Raw genomic sequence first — 18952 nt, 5'->3', positions numbered from 1 at the left:
GCTATTTCGTCTTCGGGGACGCCTTGGCCGCGGCCTTTGCGGAAGTGCGGTCCGCGATCAGGGTGGTGGCCGCACGGACGAGGTCGCGGAGGCCCTCCTCGTCGACGACGTCGGCTTCGAAGTAGTCGATCGAGCGGCGCTTGTTGCCCTCCAGCTCGGCATTGAAGATGCCCTTCGGGTCGGGCAGCGCGGCGCCGTCCATGAAGCCGATCTTCACCTTGCCCTTAAAGATGTTGCCGACGCAGATGATGCCGCCGAGCTCCCAGACGGGGGAGCCCATCCACTTCCAGGTCTCGACGATCGCGGGGTCGACCGATCGGATGATGGCGCGCAGCTGAGCGAGGCGCGCGCCCCGCCAATCGGGGTGCTTGGCGATCAGAGCGTCGATCTGCTCCGCGGCGGTGGGGGCTGCCGTGTCTGCACCTGCGGCTGTGTCGTTCATGCGCTCATTGTGGCGCGAGTCGTGGTTCCCGTCGAGGGTGTGCGGGGGTAGCAACGAGCACCACGACGGCGACGACGACACCGATCACCGTTTCGACGAGGCGATCGCTCACCAGCTCGGCCAGGGGCAGCGGCGATGCGAGATGCACCATCACCAGAGCCAGCGGCGTGACGCCGACGGTCGCCAGCGCGTAGTTGCGCAGGATGAACAGCTCCGCCCAGAGCTGCGCCGCGGCGACGATCACGATCAACCAGACGAGGGGCGGGTCGAAGCTGAGCAAAAGGGCGGCGAGAGCCACCCCCAGGATCGTGCCGACCAGACGCTGACTGCCGCGCCCCAGCTGGGCCCCGAGCGTCGCGCCCGAGAGCGGCACGGTGGCGGCGACGGCGGCCCAGTAGGGGTGACCGATGCCGACCGCGGTGGCGAGGGCCCCCGCCGCGAGTGGGCCGACGAGGTAGCGGACGATGTCGCGGCGGACGCCCGGCGCCCCGAGGATGTCGCGGAACGGAACCGCGGGGCGCAGGCCGTGCTTGGCCGGCGTCGAGGTTGCGGCGCTGTCGCGCAGAGACGGCAGGATCCGGCCCACCTGCCCCAGCAGCACCGCAAAGGTCGCTGCGCCGAGAGGGAGCACGGCCGCCCAGATGAGGTCGGCCGGTGCATGGGCGAACGCCGAGGTGCTCCCGGTCGCGAACACCAGGAACAGCGACGGCACCGGGAGCAGGCCGATGCGGCGGGAGAGGAGGAGGCCGGCGACCGAGAGGACGGCGATCGCAGCGACGGCGAGGAAGGAGGCGGGGGCCACGACACCGACCAGGGTGCCGACGACCACTGCGGTGGTGAGCGCCAGGCCGGCGGCGGTTTGCAGGCGCCAGCGGGCGGCATACGTGGAGTGGCGGCCGAAGACTCCGGCCATGGCGCCGAACGTCGCGTACAGCGTGAGGGTCGGGTGGCCCGTGAGCGACAGGATCGCGATCGGCAGCACGACCGCGATGGCCGCGCGGATCGCTCCGGCGTGAGCTCGGTTGTGCGGCAGCACGGAGAGGAACTCGCGTCGCCACTCCGAGCGGATGGTGGTGGGCGCGGTGGACGAGTGCATCACGTAATTATATAACTATAGCTGTATAAAAGCGAGGGCTGTCGGATCCTGAACCGCACTCAGCTCTGATCGTTCCGCCGTGGATTAGCGGAACAGGCCGCACAGGAGAAAGATGTCTCCGTGACCCACGATCTGATGACCCCCGAGCAGAACCTCCAGCGAATCATGTGGACGGGCACGATCTGGTTTATCGGTGCTGCCGGCTCGGTGGCTCTGGCCCTCGGGCTGCTCCTCGCCTCGGGGTGGCGGCCGGCCGTTCTGGCTGGCGGGATCGCCGTGCTGTGGTGGGTGGGGGCCGCGCTTACCGCGCTCAGCATCGGACTCATGGGCTGGTCGGGGTGCCCGATCCTCGAGGTGAGTGTGCCGATCGCCGACCGGAACAAGACGCGAACGATGCAGATCGGAACGCTGTTCTACATCGTCGGCGGGGCTGCTGCGCTGTTCGCCGTGCTGCTCGGCCCCGCGCACTAGCTGATCAGCGGTCGGCCATCGCCTCCGAGAGCGCGTCGAGCAGCGCGGGCACGCGGGCGAGCAGGGCACGCTCGTCGATCGACAGCGACTCGCGAGCGGCCTCGAGCACGACGCCCGCGCGGAGGCGGCGTGATTCGGTGACAACGGCGGATCCTGCGGTCGTCAGCGTGATGAGCACGCCGCGGGCGTCGTCAGGGTCGGAGGCTCGGGCGACGAGCCCGGCCCGCTCGAGTTCGGCGACGACGGCGCTGGCGCTCTGGTGTCGAATGCGGCGGAGGCGAGCCAGCGCCGCGATACTCTGGGCGCCGTCGCGCATCAGAAAGCCGAGCGTCTCGATCTGCCCGTCGCTCTCGTGAGCGGTTCGGTCGCGGACGGCTCTGACCAGCACTCCGACCGAGCGGCGGAGTTCGTCGGCGGAGTCGAGGTCGAAGGGGTCGGTGCTCATGCGGCAACTATACAGTTTGGCTGTATAGTTGCGGGATGGAACTCACCGGAACGGTCCTCACCAAATACACCCATGCGACGGTCGTCTTCACCAAGGGCGAGAAATCGCTGGTCGTCGATCCGGGCAGCTACACGCCGAACTCGGCCGAGCTCGTGGCGTCCGCCGAGGCTGTGCTCGTCACGCACGACCACGCCGACCACTTCGACGTGGAGGTGCTCACCGCGGCCCTCGGCGCCCGACCCGAGCTGACGGTCTACGCCCCGGCGTCGGTCACATCGGCCCTCTCGTCGGCCCTGCGTTCCGCCGGCGACTCTGCTGCTGCCGCCGAGTCGGTCGGCACGATCGTCACCGTCTCGGCTGGCGACACCTTCACTGCCGCCGGGTTCGATATCGCGGTCTTCGGCGACGATCACGCCGTGATCCACCGCGACATCCCGCTCGTGCAGAACGTCGGCTACCTGATCGATGGCGCCGTCTTCCACCCGGGTGACGCGTACCTCGAGCCGGGCGTGCCCGTCGAGACGCTGCTCATGCCGGTCAGCGGACCCTGGATCAACACCGAGCAGGCCGTCGACTACGTGCGTGCCGTGGCTCCGACGTCGACGATCCAGATCCACGACCTGATGCTGAGCGATGCCGGCAAGGGATCGACGGCCCAGTTCCTCGGCGCCGACGGCCTCACGGGAGTGCCGATGACGCTGCTGGCGGTCGGCGAGTCGACGACGCTCTAGCTGCCCTCGGCGTGGCCGGAGCGGCCTAGCCGGCAACCGCGTCGCGAGCCGCCGCGAGGAGGTCGTCGAGCACGGTTCCGTCGGATCCTCGGTCTTCGGGGTGCCACTGCACCGCCCACATCGGCGCCGACTCGTGCTCGATCGCCTCAACCGTGCCGTCGTTCGCCCGGGCCACGACTCGCAAGCCCGACCCCGGCCGGTCGACGGCCTGATGGTGCGACGACTGCACGGTGAGCGCGGTCTTGCCGACGATCGCGGCGAGCTGGGAGCCCTGCTCGACCGTGACCTCGTGCCGCAGCATGTCGGATCCTGCCGGACCGGCCGCGACGTGACCGCCGTCGTGGAGGTGCTGCACGAGATCGCCGCCGAGCGCCACGTTGATCACCTGCATGCCGCGGCAGATGCCGATGAGCGGTGTGCCCGACGCGACCGCCGCCCGCACGAGTGCCGTCTGGGCTCGGTCGGCGTCGCCGAAGATCTCTTCTCGCCCGGGGTAGTCGGCTGCGCCGCCGTAGAGCGCAGGATCCACATCCTCACCACCCGTAAGAAGCACGGCATCCGAGGTGGCGAGTTCGGTCTCGAGGTCGGCGTCGTCCGAGACGACGCGCCGCACCGCGAACCCCGTGCGGACGGCCGCCGCCGCGATGCTTTTGCTCAGTGTGCGCAACTCGGCGCCGTAGGCAGGGTCGGCGCGCTCGCGGTCGCTGACGTCGACGAGGAGGAGACGGGGGTGCTGGCTTTGCTCGTTCACGCGACGATTGTGGCAGAGCGGCGCTGTTGGGGGCGCGGGCTGCCGCGAGACGCGTTGCGGACTCGGAGACGTGCCGCGGCGCGCGGGGGAGTCCGGGATACGCGGTGCGGCGGATCGGGCAGGCGCGGGGCACCACTGCCGTGTCGCAAAACCGCTAGCGGGTGTCAGGGGCCGGTGTGAGGATGGAGCCATGCACCTCGACGACACGGTCTGCCGCGGCGCGGTCCGAAGCCGCGACGCGCGCTTCGACGGCTTCTTCTACACGGCAGTCCTCTCCACCGGCATCTACTGCCGGCCGAGTTGCCCGGCACGCACTCCGAAAGACGCCAACATGGTGTTCCACGCGTCATCGGCGTCGGCTCAGGCGGCGGGCTTCCGTGCCTGCAAGCGGTGTCGGCCCGACGCTGTGCCCGGCTCTCCCGAGTGGAACGTCCGATCCGACACGGTGGCGCGGGCGATGCGGCTCATCGCCGACGGCGTCGTCGACCGGGAGGGTGTGCCACGTCTCGCCGAGGGCCTCGGCTACAGCGTCCGCCAGGTCGAGAGGCTTCTGAACGACGAGCTCGGCGCCGGGCCCCTCGCTCTGGCGCAGGCGCAACGCGCGCAGTCGGCACGGATCCTGATCGAGTCGACCGATCTGCCGATGTCCGATATCGCGTTCGCCGCCGGGTTCTCGTCGGTGCGCACCTTCAACGACGTGCTCCGTGCCACCTACGCGACGACTCCCAGTGCCCTGAGATCGGCGGCCGGCACCGACGCCCGGCCGTCACCCGACGGCACCGTCATCCACCTTCGGTTGGCGTTCCGAGAGCCCCTCGACCCGTCGAACCTGCTCGGGCATCTCATCGCGACGGGCGTGCCCGGTGTCGAAGAGTTCCGCGACGGGGCATACCGAACGACCCTGCGTCTGCCTCGGGGCTGGGGCATCGTCTCGGTGCGCCGCCCGATCGGCTCTGCTTTTCCGGTCACCCTGCGGCTCAGTGACGTCCGCGATGTCTCGGCGGCCGTGAGTCGGGTGCGTCGTCTGCTCGATCTCGACGCCGACCCGGTGGCCATCGTCAGCCACCTTCGGGCCGATCCGCATCTTCGCACTGCCGTCGAGGCGGCACCCGGGCGGCGCGTTCCGCGGGTTTCCGACCCCGAGGCATTCGCGCTCCGGGCCGTGCTCGGGCAGCAGGTCTCCACGGCCGCCGCACGCACTCATGCGGCGCGACTCGTTCAGGCGTTCGGCGAACGGATCGACGACCCCGACGGCGGCCTGACCCACCTGTTCCCGACGGCGGAGGCCGTGGCCGGTGCGTCATCGGAGGCGCTCGACGCGGCCCTTCGTGTGCCCGGTACCCGTCGCCGAACCCTGCTCGGCGTCGCCGGGGCGATTGCCTCGGGGGTTGTCGATCTCGGTGCCGGTTCCGACTGGGCCGAGGCCCGCCGACGCCTCGACGCACTGCCCGGCATGGGGCCGTGGACCATCGAGACAATCGCGATGCGCGCCCTGGGCGACCCCGACGCCTTCCTCGTCGGCGACCTCGGTGTCGTCAAGATCGCCGCCACCCTCGGTCTGCCCACCGACAAGCGCGGTCTCGAGGCAGCGTCGCGCGCCTGGTCGCCGTGGCGCGCCTACGCCGTGCAATACCTCTGGGCGCTCAGCCCGCACGCCGTCAACACGATTCCCGACCACGACGTCGTTCTGCCTCCTCTCGAAGGGCCTCCCGCATGACTTTCACGACCATCGACTCCCCCATCGGCGAACTCACGCTCGTCGCCGACGCCGACTCGACCGCACTCCGAGCGCTCTACATGGTCGACCACCGTCATGCCCCCGGCCGCGAGACCTTCGGCGATCGGGTCGACCCGTCCGTCGGGGTCTTCGCCGCCGCCGCCGACCAACTCGCGGCGTATTTCGCCGGGTCGCGGCGCACCTTCGACATCGCGCTCGACCCGGTCGGCACCGATTTCCAGCGGGCCGTGTGGCAGCAGCTCGCGCTCATTCCGTACGGCGAGACCCGCACCTACGGCGAGATCGCCGTGGCGCTCGGCAACCCGAAGGCCGTGCGTGCCGTGGGGCTCGCCAACGGGCGCAATCCGCTGTCGATCATCGTGCCGTGCCATCGCGTCATCGGAGCGAATGGCGCGATGACGGGCTTCGGCGGCGGCGTCGAACGCAAGGTGCATCTCCTGGGCGTCGAGGCGGGGGTCGCCGGGCGGCCGGTGCCTGCGGTGCAGCCCGCCCTCTTCGCGTAGCGCCTGCAAATTCGAAGGAGAAATGCCCCCGCCGCAACGCAGACAGTGCGATCGGCGGGGGTCAGGCCGCCGAATCTCCTTCGAATTTGCACGGGTGCGGCGTAGCGTGGCGGTGATGGCCGAGCAACACGAACCGCAGGATCCGAGACCACCCGCCGCAGGGCCCACCGCCCCTCGCGCTTCGGGTCGCTCACCCGCTGCCGCGCCGTCCTCGCAGGTCGAGCGTGTGCGCGACACGGCCCGCCGCGATCCGTCCCTCGCCGCGGTCCGCTACCGCCTCGAGCGCGCCGAGTCCGATGCGCGGGCCGCTGAGGCTGGCGCTGCGGGCGCTGACCTCTCCGCCGCAGGCGCCACCGCCGCACTCCGCTCGGACCCGAAGCGCGCCCCCACCGCCGCCGAACTCCGGGCCATCGCCAAGACCGCCCTCGATCGTGCAATCGACGCCGGCGAGTTCGACAACTCGCCGCTCGCCGGCAAGCCGCTCCCCGGGCTCACCGGCGGCCACGATCCCGACTGGTGGATCAAAGCCAAGATCGAACGCGAGGGTCTTTCGGGGGTGGCCCCTCCGGCGCTGTCTCTCCGCACCGAGAACGCGCAGCTCGACGACCTCCTCGACTCGATGGCGACTGAGGCGTCGGTGCGCGCGACCCTCGCCGACTTCAACTCGCGCATCGTCGAGGCTCGGCGGCAGCTCGCCGGCGGGCCACCCGTGGTGACGCCGTTGCGCGATGCCGACGCCGAGGTGGGGCGGTGGCAGGCGCGGAGGGAGGAGCGGCGCGCGGCAGAGGCAGAGTCAGCGGCGCTGGCCCAGGCCGAAGAAGCCGCCCAGCAGACGACATGGCGAGCCCGACGCCGGGCCGCTCGGGCTCGGCGCGCCCAGGAGCGGGGGCTCGGGGGCGGGGTCGCCGGATCCTGAGCTTGTTCGCCTGGAAAATCTGAGAGCGATCCGGCTGAGGCACCCCCATACAGCAGTAACGGGTGTGACCCAGAGCCAGGATCGCTCTCAAATTGGCGGCGACAAACCGCCAGCGGCAGCAGCCGAGTGTTACGCCTCGGGTACGACCTCCGACGTCGCATCCTTCTCGGCCGCGCGCTGCGACTCCGACTTCCATTTGCCGCGCGCGACGTACGTCACCATCACGTTGAGCACGGCGATCGTCGGCACGGCGAACAGGGCGCCCGGGATCCCGGCGATGTACGAACCGCCGGCCACCGCGAACACGACCGCGAGCGGGTGCACCTTGACGGCGTTGCCCATGACGAGCGGCTGGAGCACGTGCGCCTCCAGCAGGTGCACGATGATGACGCCGCCGAGCATGATGAGCGCCTGGAGCGGGCCGATGAACAGCAGGGCGATCACGACGGCGAAGGCCCCCGAGACGATGGCGCCGACGACCGGGATAAACGATGCCAGGAACACCAGGACGCCGATCGGGACGGCCAGGGGCAGCCCGAGGAAGAACGCGAACAGGCCGACGCCGAGTCCGTCGACCGCCGCGACGAAGATCTGCACGCGCACGAACGTGGCGAGCGTGTGCCAGCCCGCCTGACCGGCGCCGTCGACCGCGGCGCGGGCGCGACGCGGGAACAGCCGGGTGACCCACTTCCAGACGCCGTCGCCGTCGATGAGCATGAAGATCGTCGCGAAGATCGTCAGCAGGCCGTCGGCGATGAAGTGCGCACCCCCGAGCCCAACTGCCGCGACACCGGAGAGGAGCGACTTCGAGCTGTCTTGGATCGCCGTGGTGGCCGAGTCGAGTACCGAGTTGTAGTCGCTGCTCGTGAGGTTGAACGGGGGCGCGGCGAGGAACTGCTTGACGACCTCGAACCGGTCGACCGACTTCTTCTCGAGTGCGGGGAGCCCGGCACGCACCTGCAGGACGACGAGCAGCACGAGCCCGCCGAAGATGACGATCGCCAGCAGCAGCGCAACGACGATCGACAGCCACTTGGGAACGCGGTGGCGCTCGAGCAGGCGGACGAACGGCTGCAGCAGAGCCGAGATCAGCAGCGCGATCAAGAACGGCACGACGATTTCGGCGAGCTTCTCGATAAGGAACAGGAAGACGGCGAGGCAGGCGACGACGACGAGGATCCGCCACCCCCACGCCCCTGCGATCTTCATGCCGTTCGACACGGTGTCGTCGGCCCGGAATGCCGGAACGACCGGGCCGGCCGAGACGCGGGCGTCGCGCGGGGCGCGCGGGTCGCGCGGGTCGCGCGAATCGTCGGAAGAGTGAGAGAAACCGGGGATCTTCATGAGCTGCGTGTGCTCGGCTTTCTGGACGGGTACAGGGAGGCCGCCGGTGCGGTGGCTACCGATGAGTCGGCTAGAGACGACCCATCGTCACGCAGAAACTGCGCGAACTGCAATGTACCGCCCAATCGTCGAGCAGTGCGCGCCCCCGAGTGGGGCCTACGGCGAGGGCGTCGGAGCGGCGGTGGGGGCGTCGGTCGTGCCGGTGCCGGTGCCTGCGTCGCCGGTCCCGCTCGCGCCGCCGGTATCGGTTCCGGCCGCGCCGCCCGTGTCGGTCGTGCCGGTGTCGGCCGTGCCGGATCCTGCGCCCGTCGCCTCAGACGAGGGCGAGGACGACGAAGACGAGGATCCGCTCACCGCGCTCGACCCGACCTCCGATGCCGGCGGCGCGGTCAGCGTGCCCCCGCCATACGCGGCGTCGAGCGACGCCAGGATCGGCTTCGCGATCAAGAACTTCACGTTGTAGCCGTAGTTCGAGCCGATGTAGGTGTCGTAGAACGACGTCGACCCGGAGACGTTGCCGACCCAGGTCGCCGTGGCCACCTTCGTCGTCGAGGTGACGAGCCAGTTCTGCTCGGCGTTGTCGTTCGTGCCGGTTTTGGCGAGCATGTCGACGCCGTCGTTCGGGTTCGCCAGCGCTCCCGTGCCGCCCGCCTTCAGCACCGTCTGGAGGGCATACGACACGCCGGCGGCGACCTCGGACGACATGCCCTGCGTGCAGCTCGTGGGCGTCGCCGTGATCTTCGTGCCGTTGGCGCCGGTGATGCTGTCGATGACGACCGGGGTGCAGACGACGCCGTTGTTGGCGATTCCGGCGTAGGCGGTGGCCATCGTCAGCGGCGAGATCGTGTTGGTGCCGAGGATCGACGACGGCACCGAGCTGAGCGTGCCGCCGGTGGTCGCCGTGTGCACGCCCATGTCGGTGGCGGCCTTGATGATGTTGCAGAGGTCGAGCTGGGTGCCCATCTCGGCGTAGGCGGTGTTGATCGACTCCTGCGTGGCCGTCAGCACCGACATCGACGACCCCACCGATTCGGCGTTCGCGACCGACCAGGTGCCCGAGCCGATGTTCGAGCAGCTGTTGGTGAACTGCGAGAACGAGAAGTCGTGCTCGCCGGTCGTGACGTAGTCCGACAGCGAATGGCCCGCCTCGAGCCAGGCCGCGAGGGTGAACGCCTTGAATGCCGATCCGGTCTGGAACCCGGTCGACCCTCCGTACGCCTGATCGGTGTTGTAGTTCACGCCGGTCTGCCCGGCCGTCGCCTGGTCGCTCTGCGTGTAATCGGTGTTCTGAACCATGGTCAGGATCCGGCCCGACCCCGGCTCCACAGCTACGTTCGAGGCGCCCACATCGAGCCCCGCCACCGTCGCCGGCATCACCGCGCTGAGTGACGCCTGCGCCGTCCGCTGCTGGGCCAGGTCGAGGGTCGTCTCGATCTTCAGTCCGCCCTGGTTGAGCGTTGCGAGCCGGGCGTCGGCGGTCGACCCGAAGGCTTCGTCGTTCTTCACGACGTTCAGCACGTAGTCGCAGAAGTACCCGGCGTCGTACTTCACGGCCGACGCGCAGCCGTTCGTCGCCGCCGTGATCGTCGGCGTGATCACGCTCGCCGTCGCCGCGGTCAGCTGTGCTTTCGTGATGCTGCCGTGCACGTACATCCGCTGGAGCACATAGTCGCGGCGCACCTGCGTCAGGGCGAAGTGGTTGGCCGATCCATTGGCTTTATCAGTCGGTTGGTCGATGCGGAGGTTCGACGGGTTGTTGATGATCGCGACAAGAGTGGCCGATTGGGCGATTGTGAGTCTCGATGCGGAGACCCCGAAGTAGTACTCGGCGGCGGCCTGGATGCCGTAGATGTTGCCGCCGAAACCGACGATGTTGAGGTAACCGGTGAGGATCTCCGACTTGGAGTACTTCTTCTCGACGCTGATCGCGTAGCGCATCTCGCGGAGTTTGCGCTCGGGCGTCACCGCCGTGACGTCTTCGTAGCATTTGGTCGCCTTCGCGGCGTCGGTGTTCTCGGTCGCACACCGCTCGACGAGCACGTTCTTCACGTACTGCTGCGTGATCGACGAGCCGCCCTGCACGCTGCCGCCGAGCGTCGTGGCGAGCACCCCGCGAATCGTGCCCGCCACGTCAATGGCCCCCTCGTCGTAGAAGCGCGGATCCTCAGTGTCGACGGCGGCGTTCTTGACGGCCGTGGCGATCTGGTCGGCGGTGACGTCGGTGCGATTCTCCGTATAGAAGGAGGCGATCTTGACGTTCGTCGAGCCGTCCTTGGCGTACAGGCTGGATGCCTGCGCCGGCGGGGTGATCTCGAGGTAGCTTGGCAGCGAGTCGAACGCGTCGACGCCGGTCGTCACGGTGTTCGAGGCGACCACGAGAGCGGGCACGGCGAGCACGGCGCAGAGGAGTCCGGCCACGAGGCTGAGCCCGGCGAAGCCGCCGAGGGCTCGGAGCCCGCCGAGGGTGCGGTCGTGGGCACGGGGGAGTCGGGTTGTCGTCACATCGAACCGTACGAACGCCTCGCCATGAAGAGCCTGGGGTGAGGGCTCGTCTCAGCGAACCGGGGGGTGGCTCTTGCAGAACGTGCAGGTTGTCGGCCGTCCAACCTCGTGCCGGAGTTGCCGAGTGCCGCCAATTGCGCCCCCATCGGCGGCCCCGCCAGCATTAGGCGGCACTCGGGCTCTCCGGTCGATCGGGCCCGTTGCCGAGTGCCGCCAATTGCGCTCCCAGCACCAGCGGAGGCAGCATTAGGCGGCACTCGCGCCCACGCAACAAGCCCGAAACCCGGCCTCGCTAGGGTGTCAGCCATGATCCTGCAGCCGGGCCACGGAGAGATCCCCGCCGACCTGTACCTGCCCGCGACCGCCCCGAATGTCCTGTGGGGGCGGCTGCCCTGCGCGGCCGACACCGCCGTGCTGACCGTCGACCCGGGCGCCGAGGTGACGATCGACACCCTCAGCCACGAGGGGATACTCGAAGACCAGGGGCGCGATCCGCTCGCTTACTTCGGCACCCACGGCGTGGCCGCCGACGAGGTGCTCGAAGACGCCATCGCCGTCGCTGCCTCACAAGGACTGCGGGATCCTTCGGTCGACGGCCCGCACGTCGTCACCGGCCCAATTGCGATCCGCGGCGCCGAGCCGGGCGACCTCATCACGATGACCCTCGTGACCGCGACCCCGCGCGTGCCGTATGGCGTCATTTCGAACCGGCACGGGCGCGGCGCACTACCGGGCGAGTACCCGCGGGGTGGCCTGAACGTGAGCGTCTTCGCGACGGTGGACGAGGATCCGGCGGGAGCGCTCCTCGGAACGATGCCGCGCACGCCGGGAGGGCCGCACGACGTGCGTTTCTCGCTCCGCCCGTTCTTGGGAATCATGGGCGTCGCTGTCTCCGGCGACCAACGGCCGCACTCGGTGCCGCCCGGCGCGCACGGCGGCAACATCGACATCAACCTTCTGGTGGAGGGCACGTCGCTGCACCTTCCGGTGCAGGTGCCCGGCGGCCTGGCGTACGTCGGCGACCCGCACTTCGCGCAGGGCGACGGCGAGGTCGCCCTGACCGCCATGGAGGCGTCGCTGCGCGTGACCGTCCGCTTCGATCTGATCAAGCGGGAGGCGGCGCTCGCCGCATTCGGCGAGATCGCCGGGCCACTCGCCGAGACCGCCGACTACCTCGTGCCCACCGGCATGGACGAAGACCTCGACGTCGCCGTGCAGAACTGCGTGCGAGGGGCGATCGACCTGCTGCATGCCCGCTTCGGCATGGACGAGAGCCTCGCCTTCGCGTACCTGTCGGCCGCGACCGACTTCAACATCTCCCAGGTCGTCGACCTGGTCAAGGGCGTCCACGCCAGGATCCGAGTGAGCGACTTCGAATGACGACCATCACCTCTCTGCAGGGCGAGCTGCCCGACGGACTCATCCCCGCTTTCGATGCCTACGAGACGGCACTGAAGAGCAACGACCAACAGGCGCTCGGCGAGGCTTTCGAGCCGGGAGCCGAGACGCTCCGGGCCGACGGCGGCGGGCTCCTGGTCGGACACGACGCGATCTCGGCATTCCGCGGTCGCCGTTCGCAGGCGCCTCAGCGCGAGATCGTCCAGGTGCACGTGCGGGTGATCGACGCCGACACGGCCGTGATCGTCTCGGTGAATGCCCCGAAGGCGGGTGGGCGCGGGGTCGTGACGCAGCTGTGGCGGCGGAGCGCGGCTGGTGCTGACGCGGTCGGTGCCGGTGCCCCTGCCGGCGCCCCTGCCGACACCGCTACCGACGACGGAACGGGCGTGTGGCGGATCGCGACCGCGCAGGTGCAGGCGCCGACCCCGGTGTTCGACACGCGCATCTGGCGCGTCGTGGGCGCTCCTCTGATCGAGACCACCGCGGATCCTTCGTCTCCTCCCGGCCCCCTCGCAGGCGAGACCGTCGCCGTCAAAGACCTCTTTGCCGTGGCGGGCGTGCGCATCGGCGCGGGTGTGCCCGCCTACCTCGACGAGCAGGTCGACAGCGAGTTCCACTCGCCGGCCGTACAGGTGCTGCTCGACGCCGGAGCCTCGGTGCTCGGCATCGCTCAGACCGACGAGTTCGCGTACAGCATCGCCGGCCGTAACTCGTCGTACGGCACCCCTCCGAACGCCGTCGTGCCCGGTGCGATCTCGGGCGGCTCGTCGTCGGGCCCGGCCTCGGCCGTCGCACTGGGTCACGCGAGCATCGGGCTCGGTACCGATACCGGCGGATCGATTCGCGTGCCCGCCTCGTACCAGGGGCTCTGGGGTCTCCGCACGACCCACAACGCGATCCGTCGCACCGACCTGCTGCCGCTCGCGCCGACCTTCGACACGGTCGGCTGGCTCACCCGCGACGCCGATCTGCTGGCCCGTGTGGCGTCCGCGTCGTTCGAGAGCGTCGCCGCCCGGTCGTCGGCTGTTCAGCGTGAAGTCGACCCGTCGTTCGTCGTCGACCGGCGGCTCAGCGCCTCTGTGTCGCCGGACGTCCGCGATGCGTTCGGCTCGCTCGTCGACGCCCTGCCCGCCGCGGGGTTCGAGGCCCCGGCCGAGGTCGCACTCGGCGACATCGCCCACCTCTACGAGCTGTTCCGCATCGTGCAGGCGGCGGAGGCGTGGGCCTCGCACGGTGACTGGATCACGGGGCACCCCGGATCCTTGGCTCCCGATGTCGAAGCGCGCTTCCTCTTCGGCCGCAGCGTCGACGCGGCGCACGAGGCCGACGCGCGCGCCGAGCTGGCGGCCCAGCGCGACCACCTCGACCGGGTGCTCGACGGCAGGATCCTGCTGCTCCCCAGTGCGTCGTCGTCGGCTCCGCTGCTCAGCTCGACGCCGGCAGAGATCGACGTCGTGCGATCTCAGACGCTCGGTCTCACCTGCATCGCCGGGGTCGGCGGGTATCCGGCGGTGTCGGCGCCGCTCATGACCGTGCCCGGCGGGCCCGTCGGGCTGTGTCTGGTCGGGCCACGGCGCACCGACCTGGCGTTGATCGGCATCGCGTCTTCGCTCGAGGTGGCCCTGCGCTCCTGAACTCAGGCGCCGCTACCCGTGGCGAAACCCGCATGAAACACAAGTTGCATAGACTGGCCTCGTGAAACAGTCTTTTCAGCCGATCGACCCGCCCGCGCGACTCCTCATGGGCCCCGGCCCGATCAACGCCGATCCGCGCGTACTGCGCGCGATGTCGGCGCAGCTTGTCGGCCAGTACGACCCGTGGATGACCCAGACCATGGATGAGACCCAGGTGCTCTACCGCCAGGTCTTCCAGACGCACAACGAGCAGACGCTTCTCGTCGACGGCACCTCGCGCGCCGGCATTGAGGCCGCCCTGGTCTCGTTGATCGAGCCGGGTGATCGAGTGCTGGTGCCGATCTTCGGCCGCTTCGGGCACCTGCTGCGTGAGATCGCCGAGCGCTGCGGGGCAGAGGTGCACGTGATCGAGGTGCCCTGGGGTCAGGTGTTCTCGTTCGAGGCGATCGCCGAGGCTGTCGAGCGCGTGCAGCCGAAGCTGCTCGCCGTCGTGCACGGCGACACGTCCACCACGATGGCCCAACCGCTCGAGGGGCTCGGCGAGCTCTGCGAGAAAAACGGCGTGCTGTTCTACACCGACGTCACGGCCTCGCTCGCGGGCAACGCGTTCCACGTCGACGACCTCGGCCTCGATGCCGTCACCGCGGGCCTGCAGAAGTGCCTCGGCGGCCCGTCCGGCTCGGCGCCCGTCACCTTCTCGCAGCGGGCGGTGGACGTGATCACCGCTCGCAAGTCGATCGAGGCGGGAATCCGCACCGAGGGCGACGCCGTCAGTGCGCACCCGATCCGGTCGAACTACTTCGACCTCGCGATGATCTTCGACTACTGGGGCCCGAAGCGGCTCAATCACCACACCGAGGCCACGACGATGCTCTACGGCGCCCGCGAGTGCGCCCGCATCGTCGTCGAGGAGGGGCTCGACCAGATGGTCGCCCGGCACACGCTGCACGGGAACGCGATGCTGGCAGGCCTCCGCGGCCTCGGGCTCGAGATCTTCGGCGACGTGACGCACAAGATGACGAACGTCGCGGCGGTGATGATCCCCGACGGCATCGACGGCGACGCCGCTCGTGGCGCGATGCTCAACGACTTCGGCATCGAGATCGGCACCTCGTTCGGACCGCTGCACGGCAAGGTCTGGCGCATCGGCACCATGGGTTACAACGCGCGCAAAGACACCGTGCTGACGACTCTCGCCGCCCTCGAGGCAGTGCTCCGTGTGGGCGGCGTGACGGTCACCGGCGGGGGTGGAGTGGGCGCGGCCTACGACGTCTACTCCGACGCGGGTCGTGCCGAGGTGCCCGCGTGATCGACGCCCACGAGATCCTCGTCCGGTGCGACGCGCTCGCCCGCGAGTCGTCTGACCCGAACGGCATCGAGCGCGTCTACCTGTCTCCCGAGCTCGCGGCAGTGAACCGTCGTGCGGGCGAGTGGATGAAGGAGGCTGGCCTCACCACCTGGCTCGACGCGGCCGGTAACCAGCGAGGGAGGTTAGAAGGACGCGAGCCAGGCCTCCCCGCCGTTCTTCTCGGATCGCACCTCGACACCGTTCCGAACGCCGGCCGCTTCGACGGCATCCTCGGTGTGATGCTCGCCATCGCCGTCGTGGAGCGCCTCCGCGAGAGCGCCGCCGAGCTGCCCTTCGCCCTTGAGATCGCCGCCTTCGCCGACGAGGAGGGCACCCGATTCGGCACGGCCCTCCTGGGCTCCCGCGCCCTGGCCGGCACCTGGGACGACGCGTTCTGGCACCTCACCGACGACAGCGGCACCACCCTGCGCGAGGCCTTCGTCGAGTTCGGCCTCGACCCCGAGCGGATCGCCGATGCCTCGCCGAAGCGCGGTGAGATCGTCGCCTACCTCGAGGCGCACATCGAGCAGGGCCCCTACCTCGAAGAGGCCGATCTGCCCCTGGCGGTCGTCTCGTCGATCGCCGGTGCGCGGCGCTTCGCCCTCACCCTCACCGGCGAGGCCGGCCACGCCGGCGGAGTCCCGTTCCACCGGCGGCACGACGCTCTCGCGGGCGCGTCCGAAGTCGTCCTCGCGGTCGAGCAGCTCGCCCGCTCGGCGGGCTGCGTGGCGACGGTCGGGCGCCTGCAGGCGTTCCCCGGCGGAGTCAACGTCATCCCCGGCCGGGTCGAATTCAGCCTCGATCTCCGCGGAGAGACCGACGCGGCGCGCGACGGCGTCTGGCTCGGCATCCAGGCGGTCGCGTCCGAGGTCTGCGACCGTCGCGGCCTCGCGTTCGCCGTCGAAGAGACGCACAGCGCACCCGCGGTCGTCGCCGATCCGTCGCTGCAGGACTCCATCCGCGCGGGCATCCGCACGGCGACGGGCGAACAGGATCCGATGGTCCTCTTCTCGAAGGCCGGTCACGATGCGATGGCGGTCGCCGAGCTCGCTCCGTGGGCCATGCTCTTCATCCGCAACGGGCACGGCGGAATCAGCCACCACCCCAACGAGACCGTCACCGAGGCCGATGTGGCCGTCGCGCTCGACGCGTTCGAGGCCGCCGTCCGGGGCCTCGCCGCGTCGCAGACCGCCTAGCGCAGATGCCCGTTCACGAAGACATCGAGACAAGGATCCGCGACACCTACGACAGCCTCCCGCCGGGAGCGCGCCGAGCGGCCGATCACCTCCTCCGCCACCCCGACGACGCTGCCGTGTACAGCGCCACCGAGATCGCGGCCGCGAGCGGCGTCTCGAAGGCCACCGTCTCACGGCTCTTCCGCACCCTCGGCTACGTCGATGCGCAGGAGGTCCGGGAGCACGCCCGCGCGCTGAGAAGCACGGGCGTGCCCGTGTCGGTAGGGCCCACCGCCGACCTCGCGGCTCACCTCCGCGCCGAACACGCGGCTCTCGACCGGATGGTCGACGGGCTGGCCGATGGGCGCCTCGATCGGGCGGCGGAGCTGCTCGCCTCGGCCCGCGAGGTCGTCGTGGTCGGATTCCGTAACAGCTATCCGGTCGCCCTGCACCTGAGGCAGCAGCTCACGCAGGCGCGGGGCGGGGTACGGATCGCACCCGCACCGGGCCAGTCGGTGGGGGAAGAGCTCGGCGGCCTGGGGGCGGAGGATGCAGTCGTGCTGGTCGGCTTCCGACGCCGACCTCGAGGGTTCGGCAGCGTGCTCGCCGCGCTCACCCGGAGAGGGGTGCCGATCGTGGTCGTGGCGGATCCTGAGTTCGGGTCTTCGGGCACCGTGACGCTCGTCGCACCCGTCACCAGCCTGTCGGCGTTCGACTCGTACGCGGCTGCGATGAGCTTGGCAAACCTGCTGGCCGCGGCCGTACTGGCACGTGACCTTCGCGGCGGGCGGGCGCGCGTGGAGGGGATCACCGCGCTCTACGGGGAGCTGGACGAACTGGAGTAGCGGGGCGGTTCAGAAGTCTGGCAAAACCGGCCGAAACGAGGGCTAATCGCTGGGATTCGGGCAGTTCTGCCAGCGTTCTGAACGCCGCTCCGTTACGGCCGTGCGACGAGCTGGCCCACCAGGCCACCGCCCGAGACGCCGCGCTGCCACACCGTCTCGACCGAGCCGACGAGGGCGGCACCGTCGAAGGCGCTGACCGGATTTTTGTGCGCGAGCGCGGCGGCGTCGACCGTGAACGGCGCTTCAGGGTCGAACGCGACGAGGTCGGCCTGCGCGCCCACGGCGATGCGGCCTCGATCGCCGAGCCCGATGAGATCGGCGGTCGAGGTTGCCATCCAGCCAACGACCGTCTCGAGCGGGATGCCCCGTGCCCGAGCTCCGGTCCACACCGCGCGGAAGCTCAGCTCGAGACCGGAGATGCCACCCCAGGCGAGGTCGAAGTCGCCGTCGCCCGCGAACTTCAGCTCGGCCGTCGAGGGGGAGTGGTCGCTTGCGACGAGGTCGATGGTGCCGTCGACGAGGGCCGCCCAGAGCTGCTCCTGGTTGGCGGCGTCGCGGATCGGCGGGCAGCACTTGTACTGGGTGCCGCCGTCGGGGATGTGCTCCTCGTCGAACGAGAGGTAGTGCGGGCAGGTCTCGACCGTGAGCCGGAGCCCCTCGGCTTTCGCCGCCCGGATCGCCGGAAGGGCCGCCGCGGACGACAGGTGCAGGATGTGCGCGCGGCCGCTGGTGCGTCGGACGGCCTCGATCACGTGGTCGATCGCCGACTGTTCGGAGGAGTCGGGGCGCGACCGGACGAATGCGGGGTAGTCGGCGCCCTCAGGGTGGGGAGCCGAGTCGAGCGTCGTCGGGTCTTCGGCGTGGACGATCAGGAGGCCGCCGAACGCCGCGATCTCGGCCATCGCCTCGTGGAGCTGCTCGGTCGACAGGTGCGGGAACTCGTCGACTCCGGAGGGGGAGAGGAACGCCTTGAAGCCGAAGACGCCCGCGTCGTGCACCCCGCGCAGGTGCCCGAGAGAAGAGGGGATCGCTCCGCCCCAGAAGCCCACGTCGACCGAGGCCTGCGGCCCGGCGGCGGCGCGCTTGAGCCCGAGGGCCTCGGGTGTCGTCGTCGGCGGGATGCTGTTGAGCGGCATGTCGATGATCGTGGTCACGCCGCCTTTGAGGGCGGCCTTCGTGGCGCTGGCGAAACCCTCCCAGTCGGTGCGGCCGGGCTCGTTGACGTGCACGTGCGTGTCGACGATGCCGGGCATCAGCACCTGGCCCTCGGAGAGCGTGCGGTCTTCGAGGGCGGTGACGGCCGAGTCGATGTCGTCGATCGCCGTGATGCGGCCGTTCGTCACGCTCACGGACGCTGGGCGGAAGGTGCCGTCGATCAGCACCGATCCGGATCGGATCACGAGGTCGACGGGGGCGGCATCAGTCGTCATCCCCTGATTTTACGGGACTTTACGGCCCCGAAACGGCCCGGAGGCGGAGGCGGTGGCGAATTTGCGAGCAATCCGTTTGCGCACCCTTGAGGTTGCCGGACCGGGTGGGACGAGCAGCTCGGATCACTCTCAAAATGGTGGTCTGGCGGCGCCGGGGCAGTGCGGCCACCCACCAGCCCTCCA

At 70.0% G+C, this 18952-nt stretch carries 17 protein-coding genes; 10 read left to right on the top strand and 7 right to left on the bottom strand.

The genetic code is table 11. From position 1 onward, the window contains the following. Nucleotide 1 precedes the first annotated feature (1 nt). A complete protein-coding gene (locus VH571_RS11850) occupies nt 2-442 on the bottom strand; it encodes a DUF1801 domain-containing protein (protein WP_423264758.1) in 441 nt (146 codons plus the stop codon). A gap of 4 nt (nt 443-446) precedes the next feature. After that, the gene (locus VH571_RS11845) at nt 447-1538 is read right to left on the bottom strand and encodes an FUSC family protein (RefSeq protein WP_423264756.1); all 1092 of its coding nucleotides are present in this window, start codon (nt 1536-1538) and stop codon (nt 447-449) included. Between the two features lie 120 nt (nt 1539-1658). Between VH571_RS11845 and VH571_RS11840 the strand changes: the two genes are divergently transcribed. Further along, nucleotides 1659-2009 (top strand): hypothetical protein, encoded by a 351-nt coding sequence (locus VH571_RS11840; RefSeq protein ID WP_123940361.1) that lies wholly within the window; start codon nt 1659-1661, stop codon nt 2007-2009. Nucleotides 2010-2013: 4 nt separating this feature from the next. Here VH571_RS11840 and VH571_RS11835 read toward each other — a convergent pair whose 3' ends face one another. Then, a complete protein-coding gene (locus VH571_RS11835; protein ID WP_423264754.1) occupies nt 2014-2454 on the bottom strand; it encodes a MarR family winged helix-turn-helix transcriptional regulator in 441 nt (146 codons plus the stop codon). Nucleotides 2455-2489: 35 nt separating this feature from the next. Here VH571_RS11835 and VH571_RS11830 point away from each other — a divergent pair, with 35 nt between their 5' ends. Further along, nucleotides 2490-3185: an MBL fold metallo-hydrolase gene (locus VH571_RS11830; RefSeq protein ID WP_423264752.1), complete on the top strand. Its 696-nt coding sequence runs from the start codon at nt 2490-2492 to the stop codon at nt 3183-3185. Nucleotides 3186-3210: 25 nt separating this feature from the next. Here the strand turns inward: VH571_RS11830 and VH571_RS11825 are convergent, their stop codons facing one another. After that, on the bottom strand, nt 3211-3936 hold the full coding sequence (locus tag VH571_RS11825) for a gamma-glutamyl-gamma-aminobutyrate hydrolase family protein (protein WP_423264750.1): 726 nt from the start codon (nt 3934-3936) through the stop codon (nt 3211-3213). 190 nt (nt 3937-4126) lie between these two features. On the opposite strand from VH571_RS11825, the gene VH571_RS11820 reads away from it, so the two are divergent. The 3 genes from VH571_RS11820 to VH571_RS11810 all read left to right on the top strand — a co-directional run bounded on the left by VH571_RS11820 (nt 4127) and on the right by VH571_RS11810 (nt 7093). Next, a complete protein-coding gene (locus tag VH571_RS11820; protein ID WP_423264749.1) occupies nt 4127-5653 on the top strand; it encodes an AlkA N-terminal domain-containing protein in 1527 nt (508 codons plus the stop codon). After that, the gene (locus VH571_RS11815; protein ID WP_423264748.1) at nt 5650-6177 is read left to right on the top strand and encodes a methylated-DNA--[protein]-cysteine S-methyltransferase; all 528 of its coding nucleotides are present in this window, start codon (nt 5650-5652) and stop codon (nt 6175-6177) included. The genes VH571_RS11820 and VH571_RS11815 overlap by 4 nt, the downstream gene beginning before the upstream one ends. Nucleotides 6178-6292: 115 nt before the next feature. Next, nucleotides 6293-7093: a DUF1992 domain-containing protein gene (locus VH571_RS11810; protein ID WP_423264747.1), complete on the top strand. Its 801-nt coding sequence runs from the start codon at nt 6293-6295 to the stop codon at nt 7091-7093. Between the two features lie 129 nt (nt 7094-7222). Here the strand turns inward: VH571_RS11810 and VH571_RS11805 are convergent, their stop codons facing one another. Both VH571_RS11805 and VH571_RS11800 read right to left on the bottom strand, forming a co-directional pair. Next, nucleotides 7223-8437, bottom strand: coding sequence for an AI-2E family transporter (locus VH571_RS11805; RefSeq protein ID WP_423264746.1), 1215 nt, complete (start codon nt 8435-8437; stop codon nt 7223-7225). 156 nt (nt 8438-8593) lie between these two features. Next, nucleotides 8594-10939, bottom strand: a complete 2346-nt coding sequence (locus VH571_RS11800) for a transglycosylase domain-containing protein (protein WP_423264745.1) — start codon at nt 10937-10939, stop codon at nt 8594-8596. A 306-nt stretch (nt 10940-11245) separates the two neighbouring features. On the opposite strand from VH571_RS11800, the gene VH571_RS11795 reads away from it, so the two are divergent. The 5 genes from VH571_RS11795 to VH571_RS11775 all read left to right on the top strand — a co-directional run bounded on the left by VH571_RS11795 (nt 11246) and on the right by VH571_RS11775 (nt 17339). Beyond that, a complete protein-coding gene (locus tag VH571_RS11795) occupies nt 11246-12319 on the top strand; it encodes an acetamidase/formamidase family protein (RefSeq protein WP_423264743.1) in 1074 nt (357 codons plus the stop codon). Continuing rightward, entirely contained in the window at nt 12316-13971 is a 1656-nt protein-coding gene (locus VH571_RS11790; protein ID WP_423264741.1) for an AtzH-like domain-containing protein, read from the top strand. Before VH571_RS11795 ends, VH571_RS11790 begins: the two co-directional genes overlap by 4 nt. Before the next feature lie 106 nt (nt 13972-14077). Continuing rightward, entirely contained in the window at nt 14078-15280 is a 1203-nt protein-coding gene (locus VH571_RS11785) for a pyridoxal-phosphate-dependent aminotransferase family protein (RefSeq protein WP_423264875.1), read from the top strand. Further along, complete coding sequence (locus VH571_RS11780) at nt 15277-16515, top strand: allantoate amidohydrolase (protein ID WP_423264739.1); 1239 nt, start codon at nt 15277-15279, stop codon at nt 16513-16515. The genes VH571_RS11785 and VH571_RS11780 overlap by 4 nt, the downstream gene beginning before the upstream one ends. A gap of 5 nt (nt 16516-16520) precedes the next feature. Continuing rightward, complete coding sequence (locus tag VH571_RS11775) at nt 16521-17339, top strand: MurR/RpiR family transcriptional regulator (RefSeq protein WP_423264738.1); 819 nt, start codon at nt 16521-16523, stop codon at nt 17337-17339. A 92-nt stretch (nt 17340-17431) separates the two neighbouring features. On the opposite strand, the gene allB is transcribed toward VH571_RS11775, so the two are convergent. After that, a complete protein-coding gene (gene allB / locus VH571_RS11770) occupies nt 17432-18769 on the bottom strand; it encodes an allantoinase AllB (RefSeq protein ID WP_423264736.1) in 1338 nt (445 codons plus the stop codon). Nucleotides 18770-18952 lie beyond the last annotated feature (183 nt).

It is taken from the genome of Frondihabitans sp. 4ASC-45 (assembly GCF_049472575.1).
In the GTDB taxonomy this organism is placed as follows: domain Bacteria; phylum Actinomycetota; class Actinomycetes; order Actinomycetales; family Microbacteriaceae; genus Frondihabitans.
This window is presented reverse-complemented; position numbering and strand designations above follow the sequence as displayed.

Excerpts from the sequence above, each read along its gene's own strand:
- VH571_RS11850 (WP_423264758.1), bottom strand. The coding sequence starts at position 442 with ATGAACGACACAGCCGCAGGTGCAGACACGGCAGCCCCCACCGCCGCG.
- VH571_RS11845 (WP_423264756.1), bottom strand. The coding sequence starts at position 1,538 with ATGCACTCGTCCACCGCGCCCACCACCATCCGCTCGGAGTGGCGACGC.
- VH571_RS11835 (WP_423264754.1), bottom strand. The coding sequence starts at position 2,454 with ATGAGCACCGACCCCTTCGACCTCGACTCCGCCGACGAACTCCGCCGC.
- VH571_RS11830 (WP_423264752.1), top strand. The coding sequence starts at position 2,490 with ATGGAACTCACCGGAACGGTCCTCACCAAATACACCCATGCGACGGTC.
- VH571_RS11820 (WP_423264749.1), top strand. The coding sequence starts at position 4,127 with ATGCACCTCGACGACACGGTCTGCCGCGGCGCGGTCCGAAGCCGCGAC.
- VH571_RS11815 (WP_423264748.1), top strand. The coding sequence starts at position 5,650 with ATGACTTTCACGACCATCGACTCCCCCATCGGCGAACTCACGCTCGTC.
- VH571_RS11810 (WP_423264747.1), top strand. The coding sequence starts at position 6,293 with ATGGCCGAGCAACACGAACCGCAGGATCCGAGACCACCCGCCGCAGGG.
- VH571_RS11805 (WP_423264746.1), bottom strand. The coding sequence starts at position 8,437 with ATGAAGATCCCCGGTTTCTCTCACTCTTCCGACGATTCGCGCGACCCG.
- VH571_RS11795 (WP_423264743.1), top strand. The coding sequence starts at position 11,246 with ATGATCCTGCAGCCGGGCCACGGAGAGATCCCCGCCGACCTGTACCTG.
- VH571_RS11790 (WP_423264741.1), top strand. The coding sequence starts at position 12,316 with ATGACGACCATCACCTCTCTGCAGGGCGAGCTGCCCGACGGACTCATC.
- VH571_RS11785 (WP_423264875.1), top strand. The coding sequence starts at position 14,078 with ATGGGCCCCGGCCCGATCAACGCCGATCCGCGCGTACTGCGCGCGATG.
- VH571_RS11775 (WP_423264738.1), top strand. The coding sequence starts at position 16,521 with ATGCCCGTTCACGAAGACATCGAGACAAGGATCCGCGACACCTACGAC.
- allB (WP_423264736.1), bottom strand. The coding sequence starts at position 18,769 with ATGACGACTGATGCCGCCCCCGTCGACCTCGTGATCCGATCCGGATCG.